This window comes from Cellulomonas endometrii (genome assembly GCF_949769265.1).
Taxonomy (GTDB): domain Bacteria; phylum Actinomycetota; class Actinomycetes; order Actinomycetales; family Cellulomonadaceae; genus Cellulomonas; species Cellulomonas endometrii.
This window is the reverse complement of sequence record NZ_CATKPC010000003.1, coordinates 234,842-255,321: the sequence shown is the minus strand read 5'-3', so window position 1 is coordinate 255,321 and position 20,480 is coordinate 234,842. Positions and strand designations below refer to the sequence as shown.

Below are 20,480 nucleotides of genomic sequence, written 5' to 3'. Positions count from 1 at the left end.
GTCAGAGGCCGACGAGCGCCAGCGCCTCCGCCGCGATCCGCGCCGTCGCGGGCACGTCCGTCATGAGCGTGCCGGTGGCCGCGGCGCGCCAGCCGTCGACGGCGAGCTTCTCGGCCGCGTGGGCGTCGACGGTGTCGACCAGCCAGGCGTCGAGCACGCCGGGGTCGCCGGCGGTGCGCGAGGCGTCCGCGCGGCGGCCGTAGTGCCGGGCGACGGCCTCGGCGGTGGCCTCGACGCCGATCGTCGCGAGGCACTCGGCCGCCATGCCGCGCACCGGGGCGCCGCCGACGATCGGGGACACGCCGACGACCGGCGCGGAGGTCGCGGTCAGCGCGGCGCGGATCCCGGGCACCGCGAGGATCGTCCCCACCGACACCACGGGGTTGGAGGGCGGCACGATCACCACGTCCGCCGTGGTCAGCGCGTCCAGCACCCCGGGCGCCGGCGCGGCCGACTCCAGACCGACCTGCACGAACCCGAGCGCGGGCAGTGCGGCGCGGTGCCGGACCCACCACTCCTCGAAGTGGACCAGCCGCTCGGTGCCGTCGGCGTCCGCGACCCGCACGTGCGTCTCGACCGGCTCGTCGGACATCGGCAGCAGCCGCACCCCCTGCCCGGCGAGGTCCCAGCGCCGCGCCAGCCGCTCGGTCGCACCGGACAGCGTCATGCCCTCGCGCAGCCACTGCGTGCGGGCCAGGTGGGTCGCGAGGTCCAGGTCGCCGAGCGTGAACCACTCCCAGCCGACGTCGTACGCGGCCAGGTCGGCGCTCACGTGGCCCGACTCCTCGCGCCGGCCCCAGCCCTGGTCCTCGTGGACGGCGCCGCCGAGGGTGTACATCAGCGTGTCGAGGTCGGGGCAGACGCGGACGCCGTGCAGCCACATGTCGTCGCCGGTGTTCGCGACGACCGTGACCTCGGCGGTCGTGCCGCCACGCCCGTCGGGCAGCCGGTCGCGGAGCAGGGCCAGCAGGCCGCGGGTGAACCGGGCGCCGCCGACGCCGCCGGACAGGACGGTGATCCTCATCGTGCTCCTTCGGTGACCGGCGTGCGGTCGGGGGTGCCGGACGGCGTGGGGGCGGCGTCGCCGAACGCGATCACCGGCCGCCCCGTCCGCGGGTGCGTCAGCACGGCGCAGTCGACGCCGTAGACGTCGCGCACCAGGGACTCGGTCAGCACCTCGCGCGGGTCGCCCGCCGCCACCAGCCGGCCCTGGGACAGCACGAGCACGTGCGCGCAGTACGCCGCCGCGAGGTTGAGGTCGTGCAGGGCCGCGACGGTCGTCCGGCCGAGGTCGCGGACGAACGACAGCAGCGAGAGCTGGGCGCTCACGTCGAGGTGGTTGGTCGGCTCGTCCAGCAGCAGCAGCTCCGGCTCCTGCGCGAGCGCCCGGGCGATGTGCACGCGCTGCCGCTCGCCGCCGGAGAGCGCCGACCACGCGCGGTCCGCGAGGTGTGCGGCGTCGGCGGACACCAGCGCGCGGTCCACCGCGGCGTCGTCCGCGTCCGTGCCCCACAGGGTCCGGTAGGGGATGCGGCCGAGCGCGACGACCTCCCGGACGGTCAGCGGGACGGTCGAGGACGACTCCTGCTCCAGCAGGGCGATGCGCCGCGCACGCTCCCGGCGGGGGACGGTGTGCACCGGCACGTCGTCGACCAGGACGGCACCGGCCTCGGGGTCGAGCAGCCCGGCGACGAGCCGCAGCAGGGTGGTCTTGCCGGCGCCGTTGGGGCCGAGCAGCCCGGTCAGCGCCCCGGCGGGCGGGGTCGCGTCGACGCCGTCGACCACCCACCGGCCGCCGAGCCGGGTGCCGACGCCCGCGATGGTCAGGTCCATGCGCTGCCCCTCCCGCGGCGCAGCAGCACCGCGAACACCGGCACCCCGATGAGCGACGTGACGATCCCGACGGGCAGCTCCCGCGGGTCGAACAGGGTCCGCGCGCCGGTGTCGGCCCACACCAGGAAGATCGCGCCCGTGACGGCCGCGACCGGCAGCAGCCGGCGGTGCGCGGGCCCGGTGAGCGCGGACACGGCGTGGGGGAGCACCAGGCCGACGAACCCGATCGACCCGCTGACCGCGACCATCGCCCCGGTGAGCAGCGCGACCAGCGTCATGAGCACCCACCGCGTGCGGTCGACGTCGATGCCGAGCGCCGCGGCCGCGGTGTCGCCGAACGCGAACGCGTCGAGCCGCACCGACGACGCGACGAGCGCCGCCCCGACCACGACGAGCGCGCCGCCGGCGATCACCACGGACTGCCACGTCGACCCGGCCAGCGAGCCGAGCAGCCAGTTCAGGATCTCCCGGTAGGAGTCGCCCTTCGCCGACCAGAAGATGACGAACGACGTGCCGGCCGCCGCGAGCTGCGACACCGCCAGGCCCGCCAGCACCGCCCGGCCGGGGGTGAGGACGCCGCCGACGCGCGCGAGGCTGAGCGTCGCGACGAGCGCGGCGAGCGCCCCGGCGAACGCGGCCACCGGCAGCAGGAGGCCGACGCCGACGATCAGCACCGCGACCGCCCCGAGCGACGCCCCGGAGGACAGCCCCAGCAGGTACGGGTCGGCGAGCGGGTTGCGGGTGAGGCTCTGCATGACCGCCCCCGCGATCGCGAGCCCCGCACCGACGGCCGCACCCGTCAGCACCCGCGGCAGCCGCAGGTCCCACACGATCGCGTCGGTCAGCACCGGTACGCCGCCGTCCGCCCCCGCTGCCGGGCCCAGGCCCAGGTGCCCGAGGATGCTGCGGGCGACGTCCGGCACCGCGATGTCCGCCGGGCCGACCGTGACGCAGACGAGCACCGTGCCGGCCAGCAGCGCGAGCCCGAGCGCGAGCGTCGCCACGAGGGGCGGGCGCCACGGCGCGCGGGGGGCGGTGGCGGTGCGGTCCGGCGCGGTGCGGGCGGGACCGCTGCGGGGCGGGGTCGTGGTCATCGGCGCCCCGGTCAGCCGTCCAGCGCCGCGAGCTGCTCGGACAGGTCGACGACGGCCTGCGCGTTCCGCACGCCGGCCTCGGCCGCCGGGAACGGCACCGTGAGGTACCGGTGCTCCTGCACCGCGGTGAGCCGGCTGGTGGCCGGGTTCCCCTCGAGCATCGCGATCTTCGACTCGGCGGTGTTCCACGTCGCGTCGACCAGCACGATGACGTCCGGGTCGGCCGCGACGACCTGCTCCCAGCCGGCCGACGTCCAGGTGTCGTGCACGTCCGCGAAGATGTTGGTCAGCCCGGCGGCGTCCATCATCATCTGCGGCGCGCCGATGCCCGCCCCGACGTACGGGGTGTCGGAGCCGGAGGAGTACCAGAGCGCCGTCGTCTCCTGCGCCGGGGCCTCGACGGAGCCCAGCAGCTCCTGCTGCTCCGCGACGACCTCCTCCGCGCGGTCCTCCACACCGAACACCGACGCGATCTCGCGGATCTCGTCGAACAGCCCGTCGAACGTCAGCGGGTCGGGCATGTAGCCCTCCTCCTTGCACGCGGCGGGGGACACGTACGTACCGATGCCCAGGTCCTGGAGAGCCGCGCGCTCGCCGACGCCGTCGTCGGAGAAGTTCGACTCCCAGCCCGCGTACACGAAGTCCGGCTGGGCCTCCAGCAGCGCCTCCTGCCCAGGCACCTGGTCCGACAGCACCGGCACGGCGTCGTAGGCGTCGGCGTACTCCTGCGGGACCGGTCCGTCGGCGAACGCGGTGCCCACCAGGCGGTCCTCGAGTCCGAGCGCGAGCAGCATCTCGATGGACGTCGACTTGATCGCGACGACCCGCTCGGGCGGCGCCTCGACGGTGACCTCCGTGCCGCAGTTGTCGAGCGTGACGGGCTGGAACGCGGCGGTGCTCGCGGTGGCCGGGGCGCTGGTGGGGTCGGCGGACGGGTCGCTGCCGCCGCCGCACGCGGCCAGCGCGAGCACGGTCAGCGCGGCGGGGACGGCGAGGACGAGACGGCGGGTGGTGCTGCTGCGCACGGAGGACTCCTGACGGTGCGGCCCACGGCGGCGCGCGCGGGGACCGCGGCGACGTCGTCGGTCGGTGCGGCCGCGGCGCCGGTGTGCGGGGAGCCGCGGTCCGACGGTGGACGCTGGGGGACGGCCGCGCCGCGGAGCAGTCCGCTGCTGCGAGCCGGGAGGGGGGTGCACGTCGCGCCCGGTGGCTGCGCCGTCCATGCGCGGGCGGCGACGTCCAGGCCACATCCGGCCTGGTCCGGGACCCACCCACGCCCGCCCCGCCGCACCCGTCCTGCCGCCCGCCCCGCGCGCGCCCGCCCTCGCGCCGCCCGCGCCCGCCCGCCCCTTCCTCGCCCCCGCCCGCGCGGCCGCCCCTCCCCCGCGCCCGGCGGCACCGAGACTGCAGGAGGCGGGGCTTCAGGCCGGCGAACCGCCCGCCTGCTGCAGTCTCGGCGGGTGCGGGACGCGGGAGGGGGCGGGTGCGTGGGGGCGTGCGTGCGGGCCCGGGCGGGTCAGGGGGCGGCGGCGAGGGCCAGCGCGCGGGCGGTGCGGGTGATCGCGTCGGGGGTGCCCGTCAGGGCGCCGACCGTGACGCGGACGTGCCCCGCGCCGCCCTCCGGCGGGGGCGCCGCGCGGAACGGGCGGCCGCGCGCGACCCGGATGCCCGCGGCCTCCAGCCGCACGAGCGCCGTCGCCTCGTCGGCGACGGGCACCCACACGTTGATCCCGTCGCCGGGCTGGACGACGACGCCGTGCTCGGCGAGCGCGGTGCTGAGCGCCCGCTGCCGCGCGTAGTAGGTGCGCCGGGCCTGTGCGACGGCCGCCAGCGCCTCCCCGTCGACCAGCAGGTCGGCCAGCAGGTGCTGCAGCAGCCGGCTGGTCCACCCGGGCCCGAGCATCCGCCGGGCGATCACGCGGTCCAGCACCGCGGCGGGCCCGCCGACGGCCGCGATGCGCAGGTCCGGGCCGTGGGACTTCGAGTACGACCGGACGTGCACGACTCGGTCGGGCAGGTGCGTGCCGAGCGAGACGTCGGCGGAGGACGCGATCTCGCCGGAGTGGTCGTCCTCGATGACGTGCAGGTCGGCGCCCGGGGTGGCGGCCAGGTGCCGGCGGATCACCGCGGCGAGCTCCCGGGCGCGGGTGGACGACATGGACACGCCGGTCGGGTTGTGCGCGCGCGGCTGGAGCACGATCACCTCCGCGCCGGTGCGCAGCGCCGCCTCCAGGGCGTCCGGCCGCAGGCCGTGCCGGTCGAGCGGGACGGGCACGCGCTCGAGGCCGAGCTGGTCGCACAGGTCGAACACCGGCGGGAACGACGGGTCCTCGACGATCACCCGGTCCCCGAACCCCGCGAGCTGCTCCAGGGTGCGGCTCATCGCGTCCACCGCGCCGTCGACCACCGTGACCCGCTGCGGCGTGAACGGCCACGACGCGCGCAGCAGGCGCTCCAGCGGCTCGATGACCGGGGTGCCGAGGTACGTGCCGGTCCCGGCGGCCGGGGTGCTCGCGGCGATCCGGCCGAGCGCGCGCTGCAGCGGGGGCAGCAGCTCGGGGTCGGGCGTGCCGGTGGACAGGTCGAGCCGGAGCGCGGGGCGGGGGCTCGGCACCGCGACGGCGACCGTGGCCTCGGCCGTCGCGCCCACCGCCTCGACGCGGCCGCCCGACGCCATGTCGCGGTACCGCGGCGGCAGCCAGGACGCGGGCTCCGGCAGCACGACCGTGCCCGCGCGCCCGCGGGACGTGACCAGGCCGACGGCGGCGAGCGCCTGCCACGCCCCGCTCACGGTCGCCGGGCTCACGCCGAGGTCCGCGGCCAGCCGCCGCACGGTGGGCAGGCGGTCGCCGGGCCGCAGCTCACCGCTGCGCACCAGGCGCGAGACGGCGGCCGCGATCCCCCGGGGACTGCGGTCCTCCACGTGCTGGGCCACGTCCATGCCGCACATCGTGCCCCCGCCCGCGGCGCCGCCCGCGCCACCCGACGGCCTCGGTGCGCAGTGTTTACAGCCCCGTCACGAGCGTTCTCGCGACCGAAACGCCCAGAAACCGCGCAGAAATGTTCAACCCCCACAGTCACATTCCTCAGCGGGTCATCCACAGCAGCGGAGGTACTTCATGGCAGTCGTGCGCGTCGCCTTCACCCAGGCCACCTGGACGGGCGACAAGGAGTCGATGATCAAGCTGCACGAGGACTGGACGCGCGAGGCCGCGTCCGCCGGGGCGCAGGTGATCGGGTTCCAGGAGCTGTTCTACGGCCCGTACTTCGGCATCACGCAGGACACCGACTACTACGAGTACGCCGAGACGATCCCCGGTCCGACGACCGAGCGGTTCTCCGCCCTCGCCCAGGAGCTCGGCATCGTGATCGTGCTGCCGATCTACGAGGAGGACCAGCCGGGCGTGCTGTACAACACCGCGGCGGTCATCGACGCGGACGGCACGCTGCTGGGCACCTACCGCAAGCACCACATCCCGCACCTGCCCAAGTTCTGGGAGAAGTTCTACTTCCGCCCCGGCAACCTGGGGTACCCGGTGTTCGAGACCGCGGTCGGCAAGATCGGCGTGAACATCTGCTACGACCGGCACTTCCCGGAGGGCTGGCGCGTCCTGGCGCTGAACGGCGCGGAGATCGTGTTCAACCCGAACGCCACCGCCCCCGGCATCTCGAACAAGCTCTGGGAGATCGAGCAGCCCGCGGCCGCCGTCGCGAACGGCTACTTCGTCATCGCGAACAACCGCGTGGGCCTCGAGGACAACGAGTACGGCGACGAGGCGGTGAACTTCTACGGCTCGTCCTACGCGGTCGGCCCGGACGGGAACTACGTCGGCGAGGTCGGGTCGCAGACCGACAACCAGCTGCTGATCCGCGACCTGGACCTGGACCAGATCCGCACGGTGCGCGAGCGGTGGCAGTTCTTCCGCGACCGCCGCCCGGACGCGTACGGCCCGATCGTCGCTCCCTGATCCCGCCGGCCCGCCAGGAGGACCCCGCATGAAGACGCTCATCACCGGCGGCACGGTCGTCAACGCCACGGGTCGTGGCGCCGCGGACGTGCTGATCGACGGCGAGACGATCGTCGCGCTGCTGCAGCCGGGCTCGACGGCGCTCGGCGTCGACCTGACCGCCACGGTCGACCGCGTCATCGACGCGACGGGCAAGTACGTCATCCCGGGCGGGATCGACGCGCACACCCACATGGAGATGCCGTTCGGGGGGACGTCCGCCTCGGACACGTTCGAGACCGGCACGACCGCCGCGGCGTGGGGCGGCACGACGACGATCGTCGACTTCGTCGTGCAGTACCCGCACGAGAACCCGGTCGACCAGTACGCCCTGTGGCACCAGAAGGCCGCCGGGAGCTGCGCGGTCGACTACGCGTTCCACCAGATCCTGTCGGACGTCCAGGACTCGTCGCTGCACGCCATGGACGAGCTGGTGGCCGAGGGGGTCACGTCGTTCAAGCTGTTCATGGCCTACAAGGGCGTGTTCCTGTCGGACGACGGCCAGATCGTGCGGGCCATGCAGAAGGCCTCCGACAACGGCGCGATGATCATGATGCACGCCGAGAACGGGTCGGTCATCGACACCCTCGTGCAGCAGCACGTGGCCCGCGGCGAGACCACCCCGTACTACCACGGCGTCTCCCGCCCGTGGCAGGCGGAGGAGGAGGCCACGCACCGCGCGATCATGCTGGCCAACCTGACCGGCGCGCCGCTGTACGTCGTGCACGTCTCCGCGAAGCAGGCCGCCGAGCAGATCGCGCTCGCCCGGGACAAGGGCCAGAACGTGTTCGGCGAGACCTGCCCCCAGTACCTGTACCTGTCCCTCGAGGAGCACCTCGGGGCGCAGAGCAGCGAGTGGGGCGACTTCGAGGGCGCGAAGTACGTGTGCTCGACGCCGCTGCGGTCGAGGGCCGAGGGCCACCAGCACCAGATGTGGAACAGCCTGCGCACGAACGACCTGCAGCTGGTCTCCACCGACCACTGCCCGTTCTGCATGAAGGACCAGAAGGAGATGGGGCTCGGGGACTTCTCGAAGATCCCGAACGGCATCGGCTCCGTCGAGCACCGGATGGACCTGCTCTACCAGGGCGTCGTGACCGGGGAGATCACCCTCGAGCGCTGGGTGGAGATCTGCTGCACGACCCCGGCCCGGATGTTCGGCATGTACGGCAAGAAGGGCGTCCTGGCTCCCGGTGCGGACGCCGACGTCGTGGTCTACGACCCGCAGGGCCACACGTCGATCGGCGTCGGGAAGACGCACCACATGCGGATGGACTACTCGGCCTGGGAGGGCTTCGAGGTCGACGGCCACGTCGACACGGTGCTGTCCCGCGGCGAGGTGGTCGTCGACGGCGGCGCGTTCCTCGGGCGCGCGGGCCACGGGCAGTACGTCAAGCGCGGCCTGTCCCAGTACCTCATCTGACACCCGGAAGGAGGCGCGCCATGGAGTTCGGCGTCGTCATGCAGAACGACCCGCCCGCGTCGCGCGTGGTCGACCTGGCCCGCCAGGCGGAGACCCACGGGTTCGACTACGTGTGGACCTTCGACTCGCACCTGCTCTGGCAGGAGCCGTTCGTCGTGTTCTCCCAGATCCTGGCCGCGACGCGCCGGGTCAAGGTCGGGCCGATGGTGACCAACCCGGCCACCCGGGACTGGACGGTGCTGGCGTCCTCGTTCGCCACGCTGAACGAGATGTACGGCAACCGGACGGTGTGCGGCATCGGCCGCGGCGACTCGGCGGTGCGGACCCTGAACGGCCGGCCGTCGAACCTCGCGACGCTGCGCGAGGCGATCCACGTGATCCGCGAGCTCGGCAACTCCCGGGCGGTCGAGCACAACGGCCGCAAGGTGCAGTTCCCGTGGAGCCGGGGCAGCGAGCTCGAGATGTGGGTCGCGGCGTACGGGCCGCTGGCCCTGAAGCTCACCGGCGAGGTCGGCGACGGGTTCATCCTGCAGCTCGCGGACCCGGACATCGCCGCGTGGATGATCCGGTCCGTCCGGGACTCCGCCGAGGCCGCGGGCCGGGACCCCGACTCGATCAAGTTCTGCGTCGCCGCCCCGATGTACGTCGGCGACGGCGACTCCCCGGCGGCGCGGGCCCACATGCGCGAGCAGTGCCGGTGGTTCGGCGGCATGGTCGGCAACCACGTCGCGGACATCGTGTCGAAGTACGGCCAGGGCTCGTCCGTGCCGAAGGCGCTGACCGACTACATCGCGGACCGTCAGGGCTACGACTACAACGAGCACGGCCGCGCCGGGAACTCGCACACGCAGTTCGTGCCGGACGAGATCGTCGAGCGGTTCTGCCTGATCGGCAGCCCGCGGGAGCACGTCGAGAAGCTGAAGGCCCTGCGCGAGCTGGGCGTCACCCAGTTCGCGGGCTACCTGCAGCACGACAACAAGGACGAGACCCTGCGCATGTACGGCGAGCGCGTCATCCCGGCGATGGCCGAGCACGTCGTGGCGACCGCATGACGGCCGCGGTGACCGTGGGCGACGCGCCGGAGGCGACCGCCGTCCCCGCCGCGCCCCGCACCCGCGCGCTGCCCCGGCCGGTCCGCGCCCTGCGGCCCGTCGCGCTCGGCCTGGCCGCCCTGGTCCTCGTCGCGGTCCTGTGGGAGCTCGTCAAGGCGGTCGTCCCGGAGGACGGCTGGAGCATCGGCGAGCTGCGCCTGCTGCCCCGGACCTCCGACCTGGCGATGCCGCACGTGACCGACATGCTGGCGCGGCTCGGCGACCCGCTGACCGCGCAGCCCGGCGCGGACCCGCTCTGGCTGGCGGTGCTCCGCGCCGGCGGGACGAGCCTGCGGATCGCCGCGGTCTCCTGGGTGATCGGGGTGGTCGTCGGGTTCCTGCTGGCGCTGGTCATGACGCGGTCGCGCGTCGCGCAGTCCGCGGTGCTGCCGCTGGTCGTCCTCAGCCAGACCGTCCCGCTCATCGCCCTGGCGCCGCTCGTCAAGGGCTGGGGCTCCAAGCTCGAGCTCGGCTTCACCTGGGAGCCGTGGATGTCGGTCGCCGTCATCGCCTCGTACCTGGCGTTCTTCCCCGTGGCGGTCGGGGCCCTGCGGGGGCTGACGTCGCCGGACACGCTGCACCGCGAGCTGTTCGCGGGGTTCGCGGCGTCCTGGACCCAGGAGCTGATCCACCTGCGGCTGCCTGCCGGCGTGCCGCACCTGCTGCCCGCCCTCCGCCTGGCGGCCACGAGCGCCGTGCTCGGCGTCGTCGTCGCGGAGGTCTCGACCGGGATGCCCGGAGGTATCGGACGCATGATCCTCGAGTTCGCCAACTTCGCCAGCAGCGACCCCGCCAAGCCGTGGGCGCCGATCTTCGGGGCGGTGCTGCTCGGCCTGGTCGCCTCCGGGGCGGTCGCGCTGCTCGGCACGGCCCTGCGCCGGTACCGCCGCGCGGAGGTGACCGCATGAGCGCGGCGACCGTCACCGCGACCGCCGTCCAGGTCTCGGGCGTCGGGCGGGTGTTCCGCGGTCAGCAGGGCGCCGTCACCGCCCTCGAGCACGTCGACCTCACCGTCGGCGCGGGCGAGTTCGTGTCCCTGATCGGTCCGTCCGGCTGCGGGAAGTCCACGCTGCTGCGGCTGATCGCGGACCTCGACCGGCCGACCTCGGGCTCGATCACCGTGTTCGGCCGGTCCGCCGAGCAGGCGCGGCTCGGGCACGACTACGGCATCGCGTTCCAGCAGGCGGGCCTGCTGCCGTGGCGCACCGTCCGCGCGAACATCGAGCTCCCGCTGTCGCTGCACGGCGTCGGCCGCGGGGCGCGCCGGGAGCGCGCGGACGAGATGCTCGCGCTGGTGGGGCTCACGGAGTTCGCCGACAGCTTCCCGGACCAGCTGTCGGGCGGCATGCAGCAGCGCGTCGCCATCGCCCGGGCCCTGGCCGAGCGGCCCAGCCTGCTGCTGATGGACGAGCCGTTCGGCGCGCTCGACGAGATGACCCGGGAGCGGCTGCAGTCGGAGCTCGTCCGGATCTGCGCCGAGACGCAGGCGGCGGTCGTCTTCGTCACGCACTCGATCCCCGAGGCGGTGTTCCTGTCCGACCGCGTCGTGGTGATGTCCGCCCGGCCCGGCCGGATCGCGGGGGTCGTCGACGTGCGGCTCGGCCGGTCGGGGGAGCGCGGGGACGACCTGCGCGAGGACGCCGGCTACTTCGCGGCGGTCACGGCCGTGCGCGAGGCGCTGCACGGCGGCGCGGACGCGGTGCCGAGCCGCGGGGTGGAGACCCGGTGAGCGGGGCCGTCACCGCCGGGCCGCGGCGGTCGCGGGCGGAGCGGTCGCGGGCCGGGTGGTCCCGCGCCGGGCACCGGGCCGCCCCGGTGGTCCTGCTCGTCGCCCTGGTCGCCGCGTGGCAGGCGGTCGTCACGCTCGGCGACGTCCCGCCGTTCCTGCTGCCGAGCCCCGCCGACATCGCGCGGGAGCTCGTCGCGCTCCTGCCGACGATCGCGTCCGCGGCGCTGGTGACCGGCACGAACGCGCTCGTCGGCCTGCTGCTCGGCGCGGTCGTGGCGATCGCCGCCGCGGTGCTCGCCTCCGCGGTGCGGACCGTCGACGCGCTGCTGAACCCGCTCGTGGCGGGGCTGGCCGTCGTGCCGGTCGTGGCCCTCGCGCCCGTGCTCTACACGATGTACGGGGCGTCGGTGGAGACCGGCCGCCAGATCGTCGTGGCCGTCGCAGTCGGCGTGCCGGTGTTCGTCAACACCCTGCGCGGGCTTCGCCAGGTGCGACCGGTGCACCGCGACCTCATGCGCGCCTACGCCGCCACGCCCCGGCAGGCCGTCCGCGCGGTGACCGTCCCGACGGCGCTGCCGTTCGTGTTCACCGGACTGCGGCTCGCGTCGTCGCTGGCGGTCATCTCCGCGATCGTCGCCGAGTACTTCGGCGGCCCGCGCTCCGGCATCGGCTCGTTCATCACGACGGCCGCGGCGGGCAGCAACTACGCCCGCGCCTGGGCGTTCGTGCTCGGCGGCGTCGTCGTCGGGCTCGTGTTCTACGGGGTCACCCTCGCCGTCGAGCGGCGGGGGAGCCGCGGGGTCCGGCGCACCTGAGCGCCACCCCCACACGTCCCGCGGCCGGGGGTCCGCGGGTCGCACCACCCGCCTGCCGACGCCGCCAGGAGGGCCGTTCACGCTCCACACGCGCAGCACAGGCAGGACGGAAGGGGACGACATGAGGAACACGAGGCGGGCATGGCGGGGCGCAGGCGCGCTCGGGGTCGTGACGGCGCTCGCGCTGGCCGGCTGCTCGAGCGGCTCGGACGACGAGGCGGGCTCGCAGGAGTCGGCGTCGTCGGGCGGGTCCGGCGAGCTCACGCCGGTCAAGCTCCAGCTCCAGTGGCTCACGCAGGCGCAGTTCTCCGGCTACTACGCGGCCCTGGACCAGGGGTTCTACGAGGACGAGGGCCTGGACGTCGAGATCATCCCGAGCGGCGGCGACATCGTCCCGCAGGACGCCCTGGCCAACGGCGAGGTCGACTACGCGATCGCGTGGGTGCCCAAGGTGCTCGGCTCCATCGAGCAGGGCGCGGACATCACCGACGTCGCCCAGATCTTCGAGCGCTCCGCGACCCTGCAGGTGTCGTTCGCGGACGCCGGCATCGACTCGGTCGCGGACCTCGAGGGCAAGAAGATCGGCTCCTGGGGCTACGGCAACGAGTGGGAGCTGTTCGCGGGCCTGAACAAGGCCGGCGTGACGGACTTCGAGATCGTCCAGCAGGCGTTCGACATGAACGCGTTCCTCGCGGGCGACATCGACGCCGCGCAGGCCATGACGTACAACGAGTACGCGCAGCTGCTGGAGACCGAGAACCCGGAGACCGGCGAGCTCTACCAGCCCGACGACTTCTCGGTCATCGACTGGAACGACGAGGGCACCGCCATGCTGCAGGACGCCATCTGGGCGGACGCGGGCCGGCTCGCGGACGACCCGGAGTACGCGGAGACGACCGTGGCGTTCATCAAGGCGTCGCTCAAGGGCTGGATGTACGCGCGAGACAACCCGCAGGAGGCCGCGGACATCGTCACGGCGGCGGGCTCCACGCTCGGCACCAGCCACCAGCTCTGGATGACCAACGAGGTCAACAAGCTCATCTGGCCGTCCACCTCGGGCGGCATCGGGCTCATCGACGAGGCGGCCTGGGACTCGACCGTCGAGATGGCGAAGCAGACCTCCAACGAGACCGGCGCGACCATCATCTCGGCCGACCCGCCGGAGACCGCGTACACCAACGAGTACGTGCAGCAGGCGCTGGACGAGCTCACCGCCGAGGGCGAGGACGTCGAGGGGGCGGACTTCGCGCCGGTCGACGTCGAGCTCCAGCCCGGCGGCAACTGACGGGCGCGCGCCCGGGCCGGCAGCGCGCCGGCCCGGGCGCCACCCCCTCCCGCACCGACCACCACCACGGAAGGCCACCCGCACCATGACCGCACTCGACGCCGACGGCCGGCTCGCGCACGACCTGGACCGCGCGCACGTCTTCCACTCGTGGTCCGCCCAGGGCGCGCTGTCGCCGCTGGTCGTCGACGGGGCGCAGGGCTGCGAGGTGCACCTGGCCGACGGCCGCACCCTGCTCGACTTCAGCAGCCAGCTCGTCAACACGAACATCGGCCACCAGCACCCCCGCGTCACCGCGGCCATCGCCGAGCAGGCCGGCCGGCTGACGACGGTCGCCCCGTCGCACGCCGTCCTGCCCCGCGGCCGGGCCGCCGAGGCGATCCTGCGGCACGCGCCCGACGGGTTCTCCAAGGTCTTCTTCACGAACGGCGGCGCCGACGCCAACGAGAACGCGATCCGGATGGCCCGCCTGGTCACCGGCCGCGACAAGGTCCTGTCGTTCTACCGCTCGTACCACGGCAACACCGGCGCGGCGGTGGTCGCGACCGGCGACTGGCGGCGCGTCCCGAACGAGTACGCCCGCGGGCACGTGCACTTCTTCGGTCCCTACCTGTACCGCTCCGAGTTCTGGGCGAGCACCCCGGAGCAGGAGTGCGAGCGGGCGCTGCACCACCTCGAGCGCGTCATCGTCTCCGAGGGCGCGTCGTCCGTCGCCGCGATCCTGCTGGAGACCGTCGTCGGCACCGGCGGCGTGCTCGTCCCGCCCCCCGGCTACCTCGCCGGCGTCCGAGCGCTCGCCGACCGGTACGGCGTCCTGCTGGTCCTCGACGAGGTGATGGCCGGGTTCGGCCGCACCGGCTCCTGGTTCGCGCTCGACCAGCACGACGTCGTGCCCGACCTGGTCACCTTCGCCAAGGGCGTCAACTCCGGGTACGTGCCCGCTGGCGGGGTGCTGATCTCCGACCCCGTCGCCGCGGCCTTCGACGACCGCGTGTTCCCCGGCGGGCTCACCTACTCCGGGCACCCCCTGGCGATGGCGGCGATCGTCGCGACCATCGAGGCCATGGAGGACGAGAAGATCGTCGAGAACGCCGCCCGGGTCGGCACCGACCTGCTCGCACCGGGCCTCGCGGCGCTCGCGGACGCGCACCCCTCGGTCGGGGACGTCCGGGGCACCGGGGTGTTCTGGGCGCTCGAGCTCGTCGCCGACCGCGGCTCCCGCGAGCCCGTCCCGGCCGCGGGGATGGCCGCGGTGAAGGCCGGGCTGCTCGAGCGCGGGCTGCTGCCGTTCGTCCAGGACAACCGGATCCACGTCGTGCCGCCGTGCACCGTGTCGGACGCGCAGGTCGCCCAGGCGCTCGCGGCGTACGACGAGGTGCTGACCGCGCTCGACGCCACCCTCTGACCCTCCCGCCGACCCGACCTGCCCGCGTCGGCCGCCGTCGCCCGCGTCGGCGAGGTCGTCACTCGTGCCCGAGGTCGTCCCGCAGGACTGACGACCTCGCCGACGAGTGACGACCTCGCGGCCCGCCCGCGCGGTCGTAGGGTGCGTTCCTGCACCGCCGTTCCCCTTCGAAAGGACCCCGCATGTCCTCCAGCACGTCCGCCGCGCCCGCGTCCCCCCGGCCCCGCGCCGTCGTCACCGGGGCGTCCAGCGGGATCGGCGCCGCCACGGTCCGCCGCCTGCGCGCCGAGGGCTGGGACGTCGTCGCCGTCGCCCGCCGCGCCGACCGGTTGGAGGCGCTCGCCGCGGAGACCGGCGCCGAGGCGTTCCCCGCCGACCTGACGAGCGACGAGGACGTGGCCCGGCTGGTCGCGCACGTCCAGGAGACCGGCGGGCTCACGTCGCTGGTGAACAACGCGGGCGGCGCGTTCGGGCTCGACCGGGTCGAGGACGCCGACGTCGAGGGCTGGAAGCGGATGTACGACCTCAACGTGCTGGGCACCCTGCGCATCACGAAGGCCCTCCTGCCGGCGCTCAAGGCCAGCGGGCGCGGGGACGTCGTGGTCGTGACGTCGACCGCCGCGATCGCCCCCTACGAGGGCGGGGCCGGCTACACCGGCGTCAAGCACGCGGAGCGGATGCTCACCACCACGCTGCGCCTCGAGCTCATCGGCGAGCCGGTCCGCGTCATCGACATCGCGCCCGGCAACGTCGCGACCGAGGAGTTCTCGCTGGTCCGGTTCGCCGGCGACGCCACCCGCGCCGCGAAGGTCTACGAGGGCTACGAGCCGCTGCTCGCGGACGACGTCGCCGACGTCATCACGTTCGCGCTGACCCGGCCGCACCACGTGAACATCGACACCCTCGTGGTCCGCCCCCGCGCGCAGGTGAGCAACACCCAGATCGCCCGCAACGCCTGACCGCCCCGCTGGCGGGCGTGCGCGCGCGTCGGCGGGGCCCGCCCCGTGGCCGCGACTGCGCCCACTCGTCGAGACTGCGCCCCGTAGCGGGGACTGCGCCCCCTGCAGCGGGCGCGTTCCCGGCTACGGGGCGCACTCCCGGCGGCACTCCGCGGGCAGGGTCAGCCGAGCGTCGCCGGCTTCGTGCCGTCGTCGTGCGGCAGGTCGCCGTCGACCGTGGCCGTCACCGTGAGCTCCTGGAACGTGACCTCGCCGCGGTACGTCGACAGGAACGCGGTGTCCGTCGCGTCGCGCCCGGTGGCGATCCGCAGCAGCGACTGCCGCGGTGCCAGCCGCGTCGCGTCGACGACGTGCCAGGCGCCGTCGACGTACGCCTCGACCACCGCGTGGAAGTCCATCGGGCTCAGGCCCGGCGCGTACACCGCCGCGAGCCGGGCGGGCACGTCGCGCGCCCGCAGCAGCGCGACGACGAGGTGCGCGAAGTCCCGGCACACACCGCGCCTCTTGAGCAGGGTGTCGGTCGCGCCGTCGGTCGGCTGGCTCGACCCCGAGAGGTACACGAGGTGCCCGTGCACCCAGTCGACCACCGCCGCCAGCAGGTCCTGGCCCTTCAGCCCGCGGAACTGGTCGCCGGCGAACGCCAGCAGCCTGTCCGAGTCGGCGAACCGGCTCGGGCGCAGGTACTCGATGAGGTCCGCGTCGGTGACCTCCGGGGCGGCGTCCCGGCCGGTGACGGTCGCCCGGTAGTCGACCTCCACGAGGCCCGGCCCGCTGTCCACGCGGTGCAGGCGGGTCCCGTGCGGCCCCTTCACCTCCACCACGTCGGCCGGGGCGCCGTCCCGGGTGACGCGCAGCAGCTCGTCGACCTCGTGCGCGCCCTCGGCGACCGTCACCGCCAGCACCAGCTCGGCGGGGGCGTGCACCTGCATGGACAGGTGGGAGGTCACGGTGCGCAGCACGGGGCTCGGGGCTCCTTCGGCGGGGGAGGGACGCGGCGTCGCGGTGCCGGCGCGGAGCCCGGCGAGCACAGTGTGCGGCCTGCACGGCCGGTGCGCCAGGGACGGCGCACACCGGGGCGCCGAGGCCCGAGGCCGTGCGCCCCGTGTCGGTCGGGAGCGCCGTCGGGAGCGGACCGGATCAGGCGCCCGCGCTGACCGTGCCCTCCATCTCGTCCGCGCGGCGGATGTGCCGCGTCACCCACGGCGACAGCGCGAGCAGCGCCGCGGCGAAGACCATCGCCACGGCACCGATGCCGCCGAAGTACAGGGTGTCCGACGTGCCCTCGGTGGCCTTGATGAGCTGCGCGGTGATCGCCTGCCCGGCCGCGGGGGCCAGGAACCAGATCGCCATGGCCTGCGTGCGGAAGGCGCGGGGGGCGAGCAGGGTGGTCGCGGCGAGGCCGACCGGGGACAGGCACAGCTCGCCGAGCGTCTGGATCACGTAGACGACGACGAGCACCCACGCGGGGGCCTTGCCGTCGCCGATCGCCGCGGAGGCGAGGGACATCACCAGGAACGACGCCGCCGCGAGCCCGAGCCCCATCGCGAACTTCGTGGCAGTCGGCGGGCGGTCCCGCGTCTTCGTCCAGATCCAGGCGAACACCGGCGCGAGGATGATGATCGAGGCGGGGTTGACGGACTGGAAGAACTCCGGGCTGATGGTCACCCCGAAGAAGCTGAGCTCCGTCCGGTCGGCGGCGAACGCGGCCAGCGTGGTCGCCGCCTGCTCGAAGATCATCCAGAACAGCATCGCCGCGACGAACAGCGGGATGTACGCGATCACGCGCGGCCGCTCGGCGTCGGTGACCTTGGGGGAGCGGTACATCACGATGAAGTAGGCCACCGGCGCGATGAACGCCAGGTACGACATCGTGTCGATGAAGGTGTCGAGGTTGAACCCGCCGGCGACGACCGCCGCGATCGCGCCGACGACGACGATGCCGGCCACGATGACGAGCAGGCCCCGCAGCAGCGCCGGGCGCTCGTCGCGGCGCACCGGGTTCGGCGCCGTGCCGCCCGCGCGGCCCAGGTACTTGCCACCGGCGACGAAGAACGCCAGGGCGACGGCCATGCCGACCGCCGCGACCAGGAAGCCCGCGTGGTACCCGCCCCACGCGCGCGCCGCGCCCACCAGGAACGGGGCGGTGAACGACCCGATGTTGATGCCCATGTAGAAGATGGAGAAGGCGGAGTCGCGTCGCGGGTCGTCCCGGGAGTACAGCTCGCCGACCATGCTCGACACGTTGGGCTTCAGCAGGCCCGTGCCCAGCGCGACGAGCGCGATCCCCGCGTACGACGTCCCGGCGCTCGGCAGCGCGAGGGCGACGTGGCCGGCGGCGATGATGACGCCGCCGTACAGGGTGGCCCGGCGGGACCCGATCACCCGGTCCGCGAGCCAGCCGCCCACGACCGAGAGCAGGTAGACGCTCGTGCCGTAGATCGACACGAGCGCGAGCCCGGTCCGGTCGTCGATCCCGAGGCCGCCGTCGGCGACGGAGTCCGTCAGGTAGTACAGGAGGATGGCGCGCATCCCGTAGTAGCTGAACCGCTCCCACAGCTCCGTGGTGAACAGCGTCATCAGCCCGCGCGGGTGCCCGAAGAACGCCCGGTCCCCGGCCAGATCGCCGGCGGGGCGCTCGTCGCGGCCGGCGGCCGCCCCCGTCGCGGTCATCGGCCCGCGCCGGTCTGCGAGCAGGGGAGGACCACGCGCGGGGCGCGGCGCACAGGGGTCACAGCGGTTCTCATCTGTCGTCTCCAGGCACTCGACTTGCCGAGCGCACGTCCCCGCTGCCGGCGAGGAGGTGGCCCCGGGGCTCGCGCAGAGCGGCGGGACCCGCGTTCCAGGATGGGACGGCATCAGGAGCGCTCGCAAGGCGAGCGCCGTGTTGAGTGGCGCCCGCGGCGGATCTGGGTGCTCCCTGCCGTACCGCTAAGTGCTGGTCGTGGGACGTGCGTCCCGGTTGCGGGCGCATCGGCGGGACGGTGCGTAGGTGACGAGGTGGGCCAGGTGGGGCTTGAACCCACGACCGACGGATTATGAGTCCGCTGCTCTGACCGGCTGAGCTACTGGCCCCGACGCGGGTCAGGCTACCGAACGGGCGGCGCGGGAGCGCCGGGCGGGCGACTACCGTGGAGCCTCGTGCCGCTCTTCTCCCGCCGCCACGTCCTGCCCGACGACGTGCGCCGCGCGCTGGACCTCCCGCCGGGCGACCGCGTGCTCGCGACCGCCGCGCTCAGCGGCGACCGGTGGCTCGCCGCCACCCGCCGGGCCCTGTACGTCGCCGACGGTCCCGAGGTGGTCCGGCACCCGTGGACGGACGTCGACCGGGCGTCGTTCGCGCCCGAGCCCGCGGCCATCACCGTGCACTGGGTCACCGGTGCCGTGCAGGAGCTGCCGCTCGCGCCGCCGGTGCCCGTCACGTTCGCCCAGACGTTCCGCGAGCGGGTGCAGTCCTCCGTCGTGCACGTCGAGACGGTGACGGTCCTGGGCGCGGGCCCCGTGCGGGTCGTGCTGCGGCGGGGCGAGGACGGCGACCTGTTCACCCAGGTCATCGGGTCGGGGCGCGTCGACGTGTCGGACCCGGCGGTCGCCGCCGTGCTGGACGAGGCCGAGGCGCGGGTGCGGTCCGCGGCCGGCCTGCGGGGGTGAGCCGGCCCGTACCGGACGTGGCGGAACCACCCCCGGCGGGCTGCTAGAGTTCTTCCCGCGCGATCCCTCGTAGCTCAATTGGCAGAGCATCCGACTGTTAATCGGACGGTTACTGGTTCGAGTCCAGTCGAGGGAGCACCAGGACCCCCGGACAGCCCCCGTGCTGCCGGGGGTCCTCTGCGTCGGCGTCCGGTCCCCGCGGAGGCGCACGGCACCACCCGGAACGGATGAGGCCGAGGGGGCCGGGGTCCGCGCAGCATGGGTCCGTGGCCGCCCGTCCACCGCCGGGCGGGCCGCGAGAGGGGGCCCCGATGCCCGCGCGACGTCGTCCCGGCCGCGACTCGGCCGCCGAGGAGGGCTGGGCCGACCAGGACGTCCGGGTCGGCGACCACCAGGTCCGCGTGCGCGTCAGCGACCCCGTCCCGGGGGCCACGCCGGTCGTGCACGTGCACGGGTTCGCGATCTCCGGCAGGTACCTCATGCCGACCGCCCGGCTGCTGGCGCACCGCGCGACCAACGTGGTGCCGGACCTGCCGGGGTACGGCAGGAGCGAGGGCTGGGGGACGACGCTCGGCATCCCGGCGCTCGGCGAGGCGCTGCTGGGCGTCCTCGACGCCCTGGAGCTCGAGCGGGTGGTCCTGGTCGGCAACTCGATGGGCTGCCCCGTCGGCCTCGAGGTCGCGCACGTGGCCCCGGACCGCGTCGAGCGGATCGTGCTCGCGTCCCCGGCCGGCGGGCTGTACAACCAGCCGCTGTCCCGGGGGCTCGCGCAGCTGGCGAAGGACGGGCCCCGGGAGAGCCCGGCCATGGCGCGCGTCGCCGTGCCGGACTACCTCCGGTTCGGGCCCGCGAACACGCTCCGGCTCTTCGACGAGATGGTGCGCTACCCGTCGCTGGAGCGGCTGCTGCGGCTGTCGGTGCCGGCGCTCGCGGTGGTCGGGAGCCGGGACCCGATGATGCCGCCGCGCTGGCGGGTCATGGAGGTGGCCCGGCTCGCCCCGCCGCACGTGACGCTCGTGGTGATCCGTGGCGCGGCGCACGCGATGAACTACTCGCACCCTGGGGAGCTCGCCCACGTGATCGGGTCGTGGCTGGACGGGCGGGAGATCGTCGACGACCCCGACCAGCCGGGGCTCGCCGTCGCGGTGCAGGTGCCGCGGGTGTGAGAGGCCCCGGGCGCGACGGGTGCCC

General features: G+C 74.4%; 18 protein-coding genes and 2 tRNA genes. 12 read left to right on the top strand and 8 right to left on the bottom strand.

Going from position 1 to position 20,480, the window contains the following annotated elements; all coding sequences use genetic code 11:
• Position 1 precedes the first annotated feature (1 nt).
• The 5 genes from cofD to QNH85_RS05650 all read right to left on the bottom strand — a co-directional run bounded on the left by cofD (position 2) and on the right by QNH85_RS05650 (position 5,868).
• Entirely contained in the window at positions 2 to 1,024 is a 1,023-nt protein-coding gene (gene cofD, locus QNH85_RS05670; RefSeq protein ID WP_282945261.1) for a 2-phospho-L-lactate transferase, read from the bottom strand.
• Positions 1,021 to 1,833 carry a putative F420-0 ABC transporter ATP-binding protein gene (locus tag QNH85_RS05665; RefSeq protein WP_282945260.1) on the bottom strand — a complete coding sequence of 271 codons (813 nt, stop codon included), beginning with the start codon at positions 1,831 to 1,833 and terminating at the stop codon, positions 1,021 to 1,023. The genes cofD and QNH85_RS05665 overlap by 4 nt, the downstream gene beginning before the upstream one ends.
• Positions 1,824 to 2,927, bottom strand: coding sequence for a putative F420-0 ABC transporter permease subunit (locus tag QNH85_RS05660; RefSeq protein ID WP_282945259.1), 1,104 nt, complete (start codon positions 2,925 to 2,927; stop codon positions 1,824 to 1,826). The genes QNH85_RS05665 and QNH85_RS05660 overlap by 10 nt, the downstream gene beginning before the upstream one ends.
• A gap of 11 nt (positions 2,928 to 2,938) precedes the next feature.
• Positions 2,939 to 3,952 carry a putative F420-0 ABC transporter substrate-binding protein gene (locus QNH85_RS05655; protein ID WP_282945258.1) on the bottom strand — a complete coding sequence of 338 codons (1,014 nt, stop codon included), beginning with the start codon at positions 3,950 to 3,952 and terminating at the stop codon, positions 2,939 to 2,941.
• A 491-nt stretch (positions 3,953 to 4,443) separates the two neighbouring features.
• The gene (locus tag QNH85_RS05650) at positions 4,444 to 5,868 is read right to left on the bottom strand and encodes an aminotransferase-like domain-containing protein (RefSeq protein ID WP_282945257.1); all 1,425 of its coding nucleotides are present in this window, start codon (positions 5,866 to 5,868) and stop codon (positions 4,444 to 4,446) included.
• A gap of 178 nt (positions 5,869 to 6,046) precedes the next feature.
• Between QNH85_RS05650 and QNH85_RS05645 the strand changes: the two genes are divergently transcribed.
• The 9 genes from QNH85_RS05645 to QNH85_RS05605 all read left to right on the top strand — a co-directional run bounded on the left by QNH85_RS05645 (position 6,047) and on the right by QNH85_RS05605 (position 15,641).
• On the top strand, positions 6,047 to 6,895 hold the full coding sequence (locus tag QNH85_RS05645) for a nitrilase-related carbon-nitrogen hydrolase (RefSeq protein WP_282945256.1): 849 nt from the start codon (positions 6,047 to 6,049) through the stop codon (positions 6,893 to 6,895).
• A 28-nt stretch (positions 6,896 to 6,923) separates the two neighbouring features.
• Entirely contained in the window at positions 6,924 to 8,357 is a 1,434-nt protein-coding gene (hydA, locus tag QNH85_RS05640; protein WP_282945255.1) for a dihydropyrimidinase, read from the top strand.
• A gap of 20 nt (positions 8,358 to 8,377) precedes the next feature.
• The gene (locus QNH85_RS05635; RefSeq protein ID WP_213283706.1) at positions 8,378 to 9,409 is read left to right on the top strand and encodes a TIGR03842 family LLM class F420-dependent oxidoreductase; all 1,032 of its coding nucleotides are present in this window, start codon (positions 8,378 to 8,380) and stop codon (positions 9,407 to 9,409) included.
• Complete coding sequence (locus QNH85_RS05630; RefSeq protein ID WP_282945254.1) at positions 9,406 to 10,356, top strand: ABC transporter permease; 951 nt, start codon at positions 9,406 to 9,408, stop codon at positions 10,354 to 10,356. The genes QNH85_RS05635 and QNH85_RS05630 overlap by 4 nt, the downstream gene beginning before the upstream one ends.
• Positions 10,353 to 11,177 carry an ABC transporter ATP-binding protein gene (locus tag QNH85_RS05625; RefSeq protein ID WP_282945253.1) on the top strand — a complete coding sequence of 275 codons (825 nt, stop codon included), beginning with the start codon at positions 10,353 to 10,355 and terminating at the stop codon, positions 11,175 to 11,177. Before QNH85_RS05630 ends, QNH85_RS05625 begins: the two co-directional genes overlap by 4 nt.
• A complete protein-coding gene (locus QNH85_RS05620; RefSeq protein WP_282945252.1) occupies positions 11,174 to 11,992 on the top strand; it encodes an ABC transporter permease in 819 nt (272 codons plus the stop codon). The genes QNH85_RS05625 and QNH85_RS05620 overlap by 4 nt, the downstream gene beginning before the upstream one ends.
• 121 nt (positions 11,993 to 12,113) lie before the next feature.
• Entirely contained in the window at positions 12,114 to 13,277 is a 1,164-nt protein-coding gene (locus QNH85_RS05615) for an ABC transporter substrate-binding protein (protein WP_282945251.1), read from the top strand.
• An 85-nt stretch (positions 13,278 to 13,362) separates the two neighbouring features.
• Complete coding sequence (locus QNH85_RS05610; RefSeq protein WP_282945250.1) at positions 13,363 to 14,682, top strand: aspartate aminotransferase family protein; 1,320 nt, start codon at positions 13,363 to 13,365, stop codon at positions 14,680 to 14,682.
• 182 nt (positions 14,683 to 14,864) lie between these two features.
• The gene (locus QNH85_RS05605) at positions 14,865 to 15,641 is read left to right on the top strand and encodes an SDR family oxidoreductase (RefSeq protein ID WP_282945248.1); all 777 of its coding nucleotides are present in this window, start codon (positions 14,865 to 14,867) and stop codon (positions 15,639 to 15,641) included.
• Positions 15,642 to 15,802: 161 nt separating this feature from the next.
• Here the strand turns inward: QNH85_RS05605 and QNH85_RS05600 are convergent, their stop codons facing one another.
• From QNH85_RS05600 to QNH85_RS05590, 3 genes are all read right to left on the bottom strand, one after another.
• A complete protein-coding gene (locus QNH85_RS05600) occupies positions 15,803 to 16,600 on the bottom strand; it encodes a transglutaminase-like domain-containing protein (protein ID WP_282945246.1) in 798 nt (265 codons plus the stop codon).
• A gap of 178 nt (positions 16,601 to 16,778) precedes the next feature.
• Complete coding sequence (locus tag QNH85_RS05595; protein WP_282945244.1) at positions 16,779 to 18,311, bottom strand: peptide MFS transporter; 1,533 nt, start codon at positions 18,309 to 18,311, stop codon at positions 16,779 to 16,781.
• 328 nt (positions 18,312 to 18,639) lie between these two features.
• Positions 18,640 to 18,713, bottom strand: a tRNA-Ile gene (locus QNH85_RS05590).
• A 66-nt stretch (positions 18,714 to 18,779) separates the two neighbouring features.
• Between QNH85_RS05590 and QNH85_RS05585 the strand changes: the two genes are divergently transcribed.
• The 3 genes from QNH85_RS05585 (at position 18,780) to QNH85_RS05575 (ending at position 20,455) form a co-directional block, all read left to right on the top strand.
• A complete protein-coding gene (locus tag QNH85_RS05585; protein ID WP_282945243.1) occupies positions 18,780 to 19,289 on the top strand; it encodes a hypothetical protein in 510 nt (169 codons plus the stop codon).
• 63 nt (positions 19,290 to 19,352) lie between these two features.
• Positions 19,353 to 19,425: transfer RNA gene (locus QNH85_RS05580), tRNA-Asn, on the top strand.
• A 175-nt stretch (positions 19,426 to 19,600) separates the two neighbouring features.
• Positions 19,601 to 20,455: an alpha/beta fold hydrolase gene (locus QNH85_RS05575; RefSeq protein WP_282945241.1), complete on the top strand. Its 855-nt coding sequence runs from the start codon at positions 19,601 to 19,603 to the stop codon at positions 20,453 to 20,455.
• The last annotated feature ends 25 nt before the right edge of the window (positions 20,456 to 20,480 follow it).

Coding starts and splice junctions, on each gene's coding strand:
- cofD (WP_282945261.1), bottom strand. CDS start 1,024: ATGAGGATCACCGTCCTGTCCGGCGGCGTCGGCGGCGCCCGGTTCACC.
- QNH85_RS05665 (WP_282945260.1), bottom strand. CDS start 1,833: ATGGACCTGACCATCGCGGGCGTCGGCACCCGGCTCGGCGGCCGGTGG.
- QNH85_RS05660 (WP_282945259.1), bottom strand. CDS start 2,927: ATGACCACGACCCCGCCCCGCAGCGGTCCCGCCCGCACCGCGCCGGAC.
- QNH85_RS05650 (WP_282945257.1), bottom strand. CDS start 5,868: ATGGACGTGGCCCAGCACGTGGAGGACCGCAGTCCCCGGGGGATCGCG.
- QNH85_RS05645 (WP_282945256.1), top strand. CDS start 6,047: ATGGCAGTCGTGCGCGTCGCCTTCACCCAGGCCACCTGGACGGGCGAC.
- hydA (WP_282945255.1), top strand. CDS start 6,924: ATGAAGACGCTCATCACCGGCGGCACGGTCGTCAACGCCACGGGTCGT.
- QNH85_RS05635 (WP_213283706.1), top strand. CDS start 8,378: ATGGAGTTCGGCGTCGTCATGCAGAACGACCCGCCCGCGTCGCGCGTG.
- QNH85_RS05630 (WP_282945254.1), top strand. CDS start 9,406: ATGACGGCCGCGGTGACCGTGGGCGACGCGCCGGAGGCGACCGCCGTC.
- QNH85_RS05625 (WP_282945253.1), top strand. CDS start 10,353: ATGAGCGCGGCGACCGTCACCGCGACCGCCGTCCAGGTCTCGGGCGTC.
- QNH85_RS05615 (WP_282945251.1), top strand. CDS start 12,114: ATGAGGAACACGAGGCGGGCATGGCGGGGCGCAGGCGCGCTCGGGGTC.
- QNH85_RS05610 (WP_282945250.1), top strand. CDS start 13,363: ATGACCGCACTCGACGCCGACGGCCGGCTCGCGCACGACCTGGACCGC.
- QNH85_RS05605 (WP_282945248.1), top strand. CDS start 14,865: ATGTCCTCCAGCACGTCCGCCGCGCCCGCGTCCCCCCGGCCCCGCGCC.
- QNH85_RS05595 (WP_282945244.1), bottom strand. CDS start 18,311: ATGACCGCGACGGGGGCGGCCGCCGGCCGCGACGAGCGCCCCGCCGGC.
- QNH85_RS05575 (WP_282945241.1), top strand. CDS start 19,601: ATGCCCGCGCGACGTCGTCCCGGCCGCGACTCGGCCGCCGAGGAGGGC.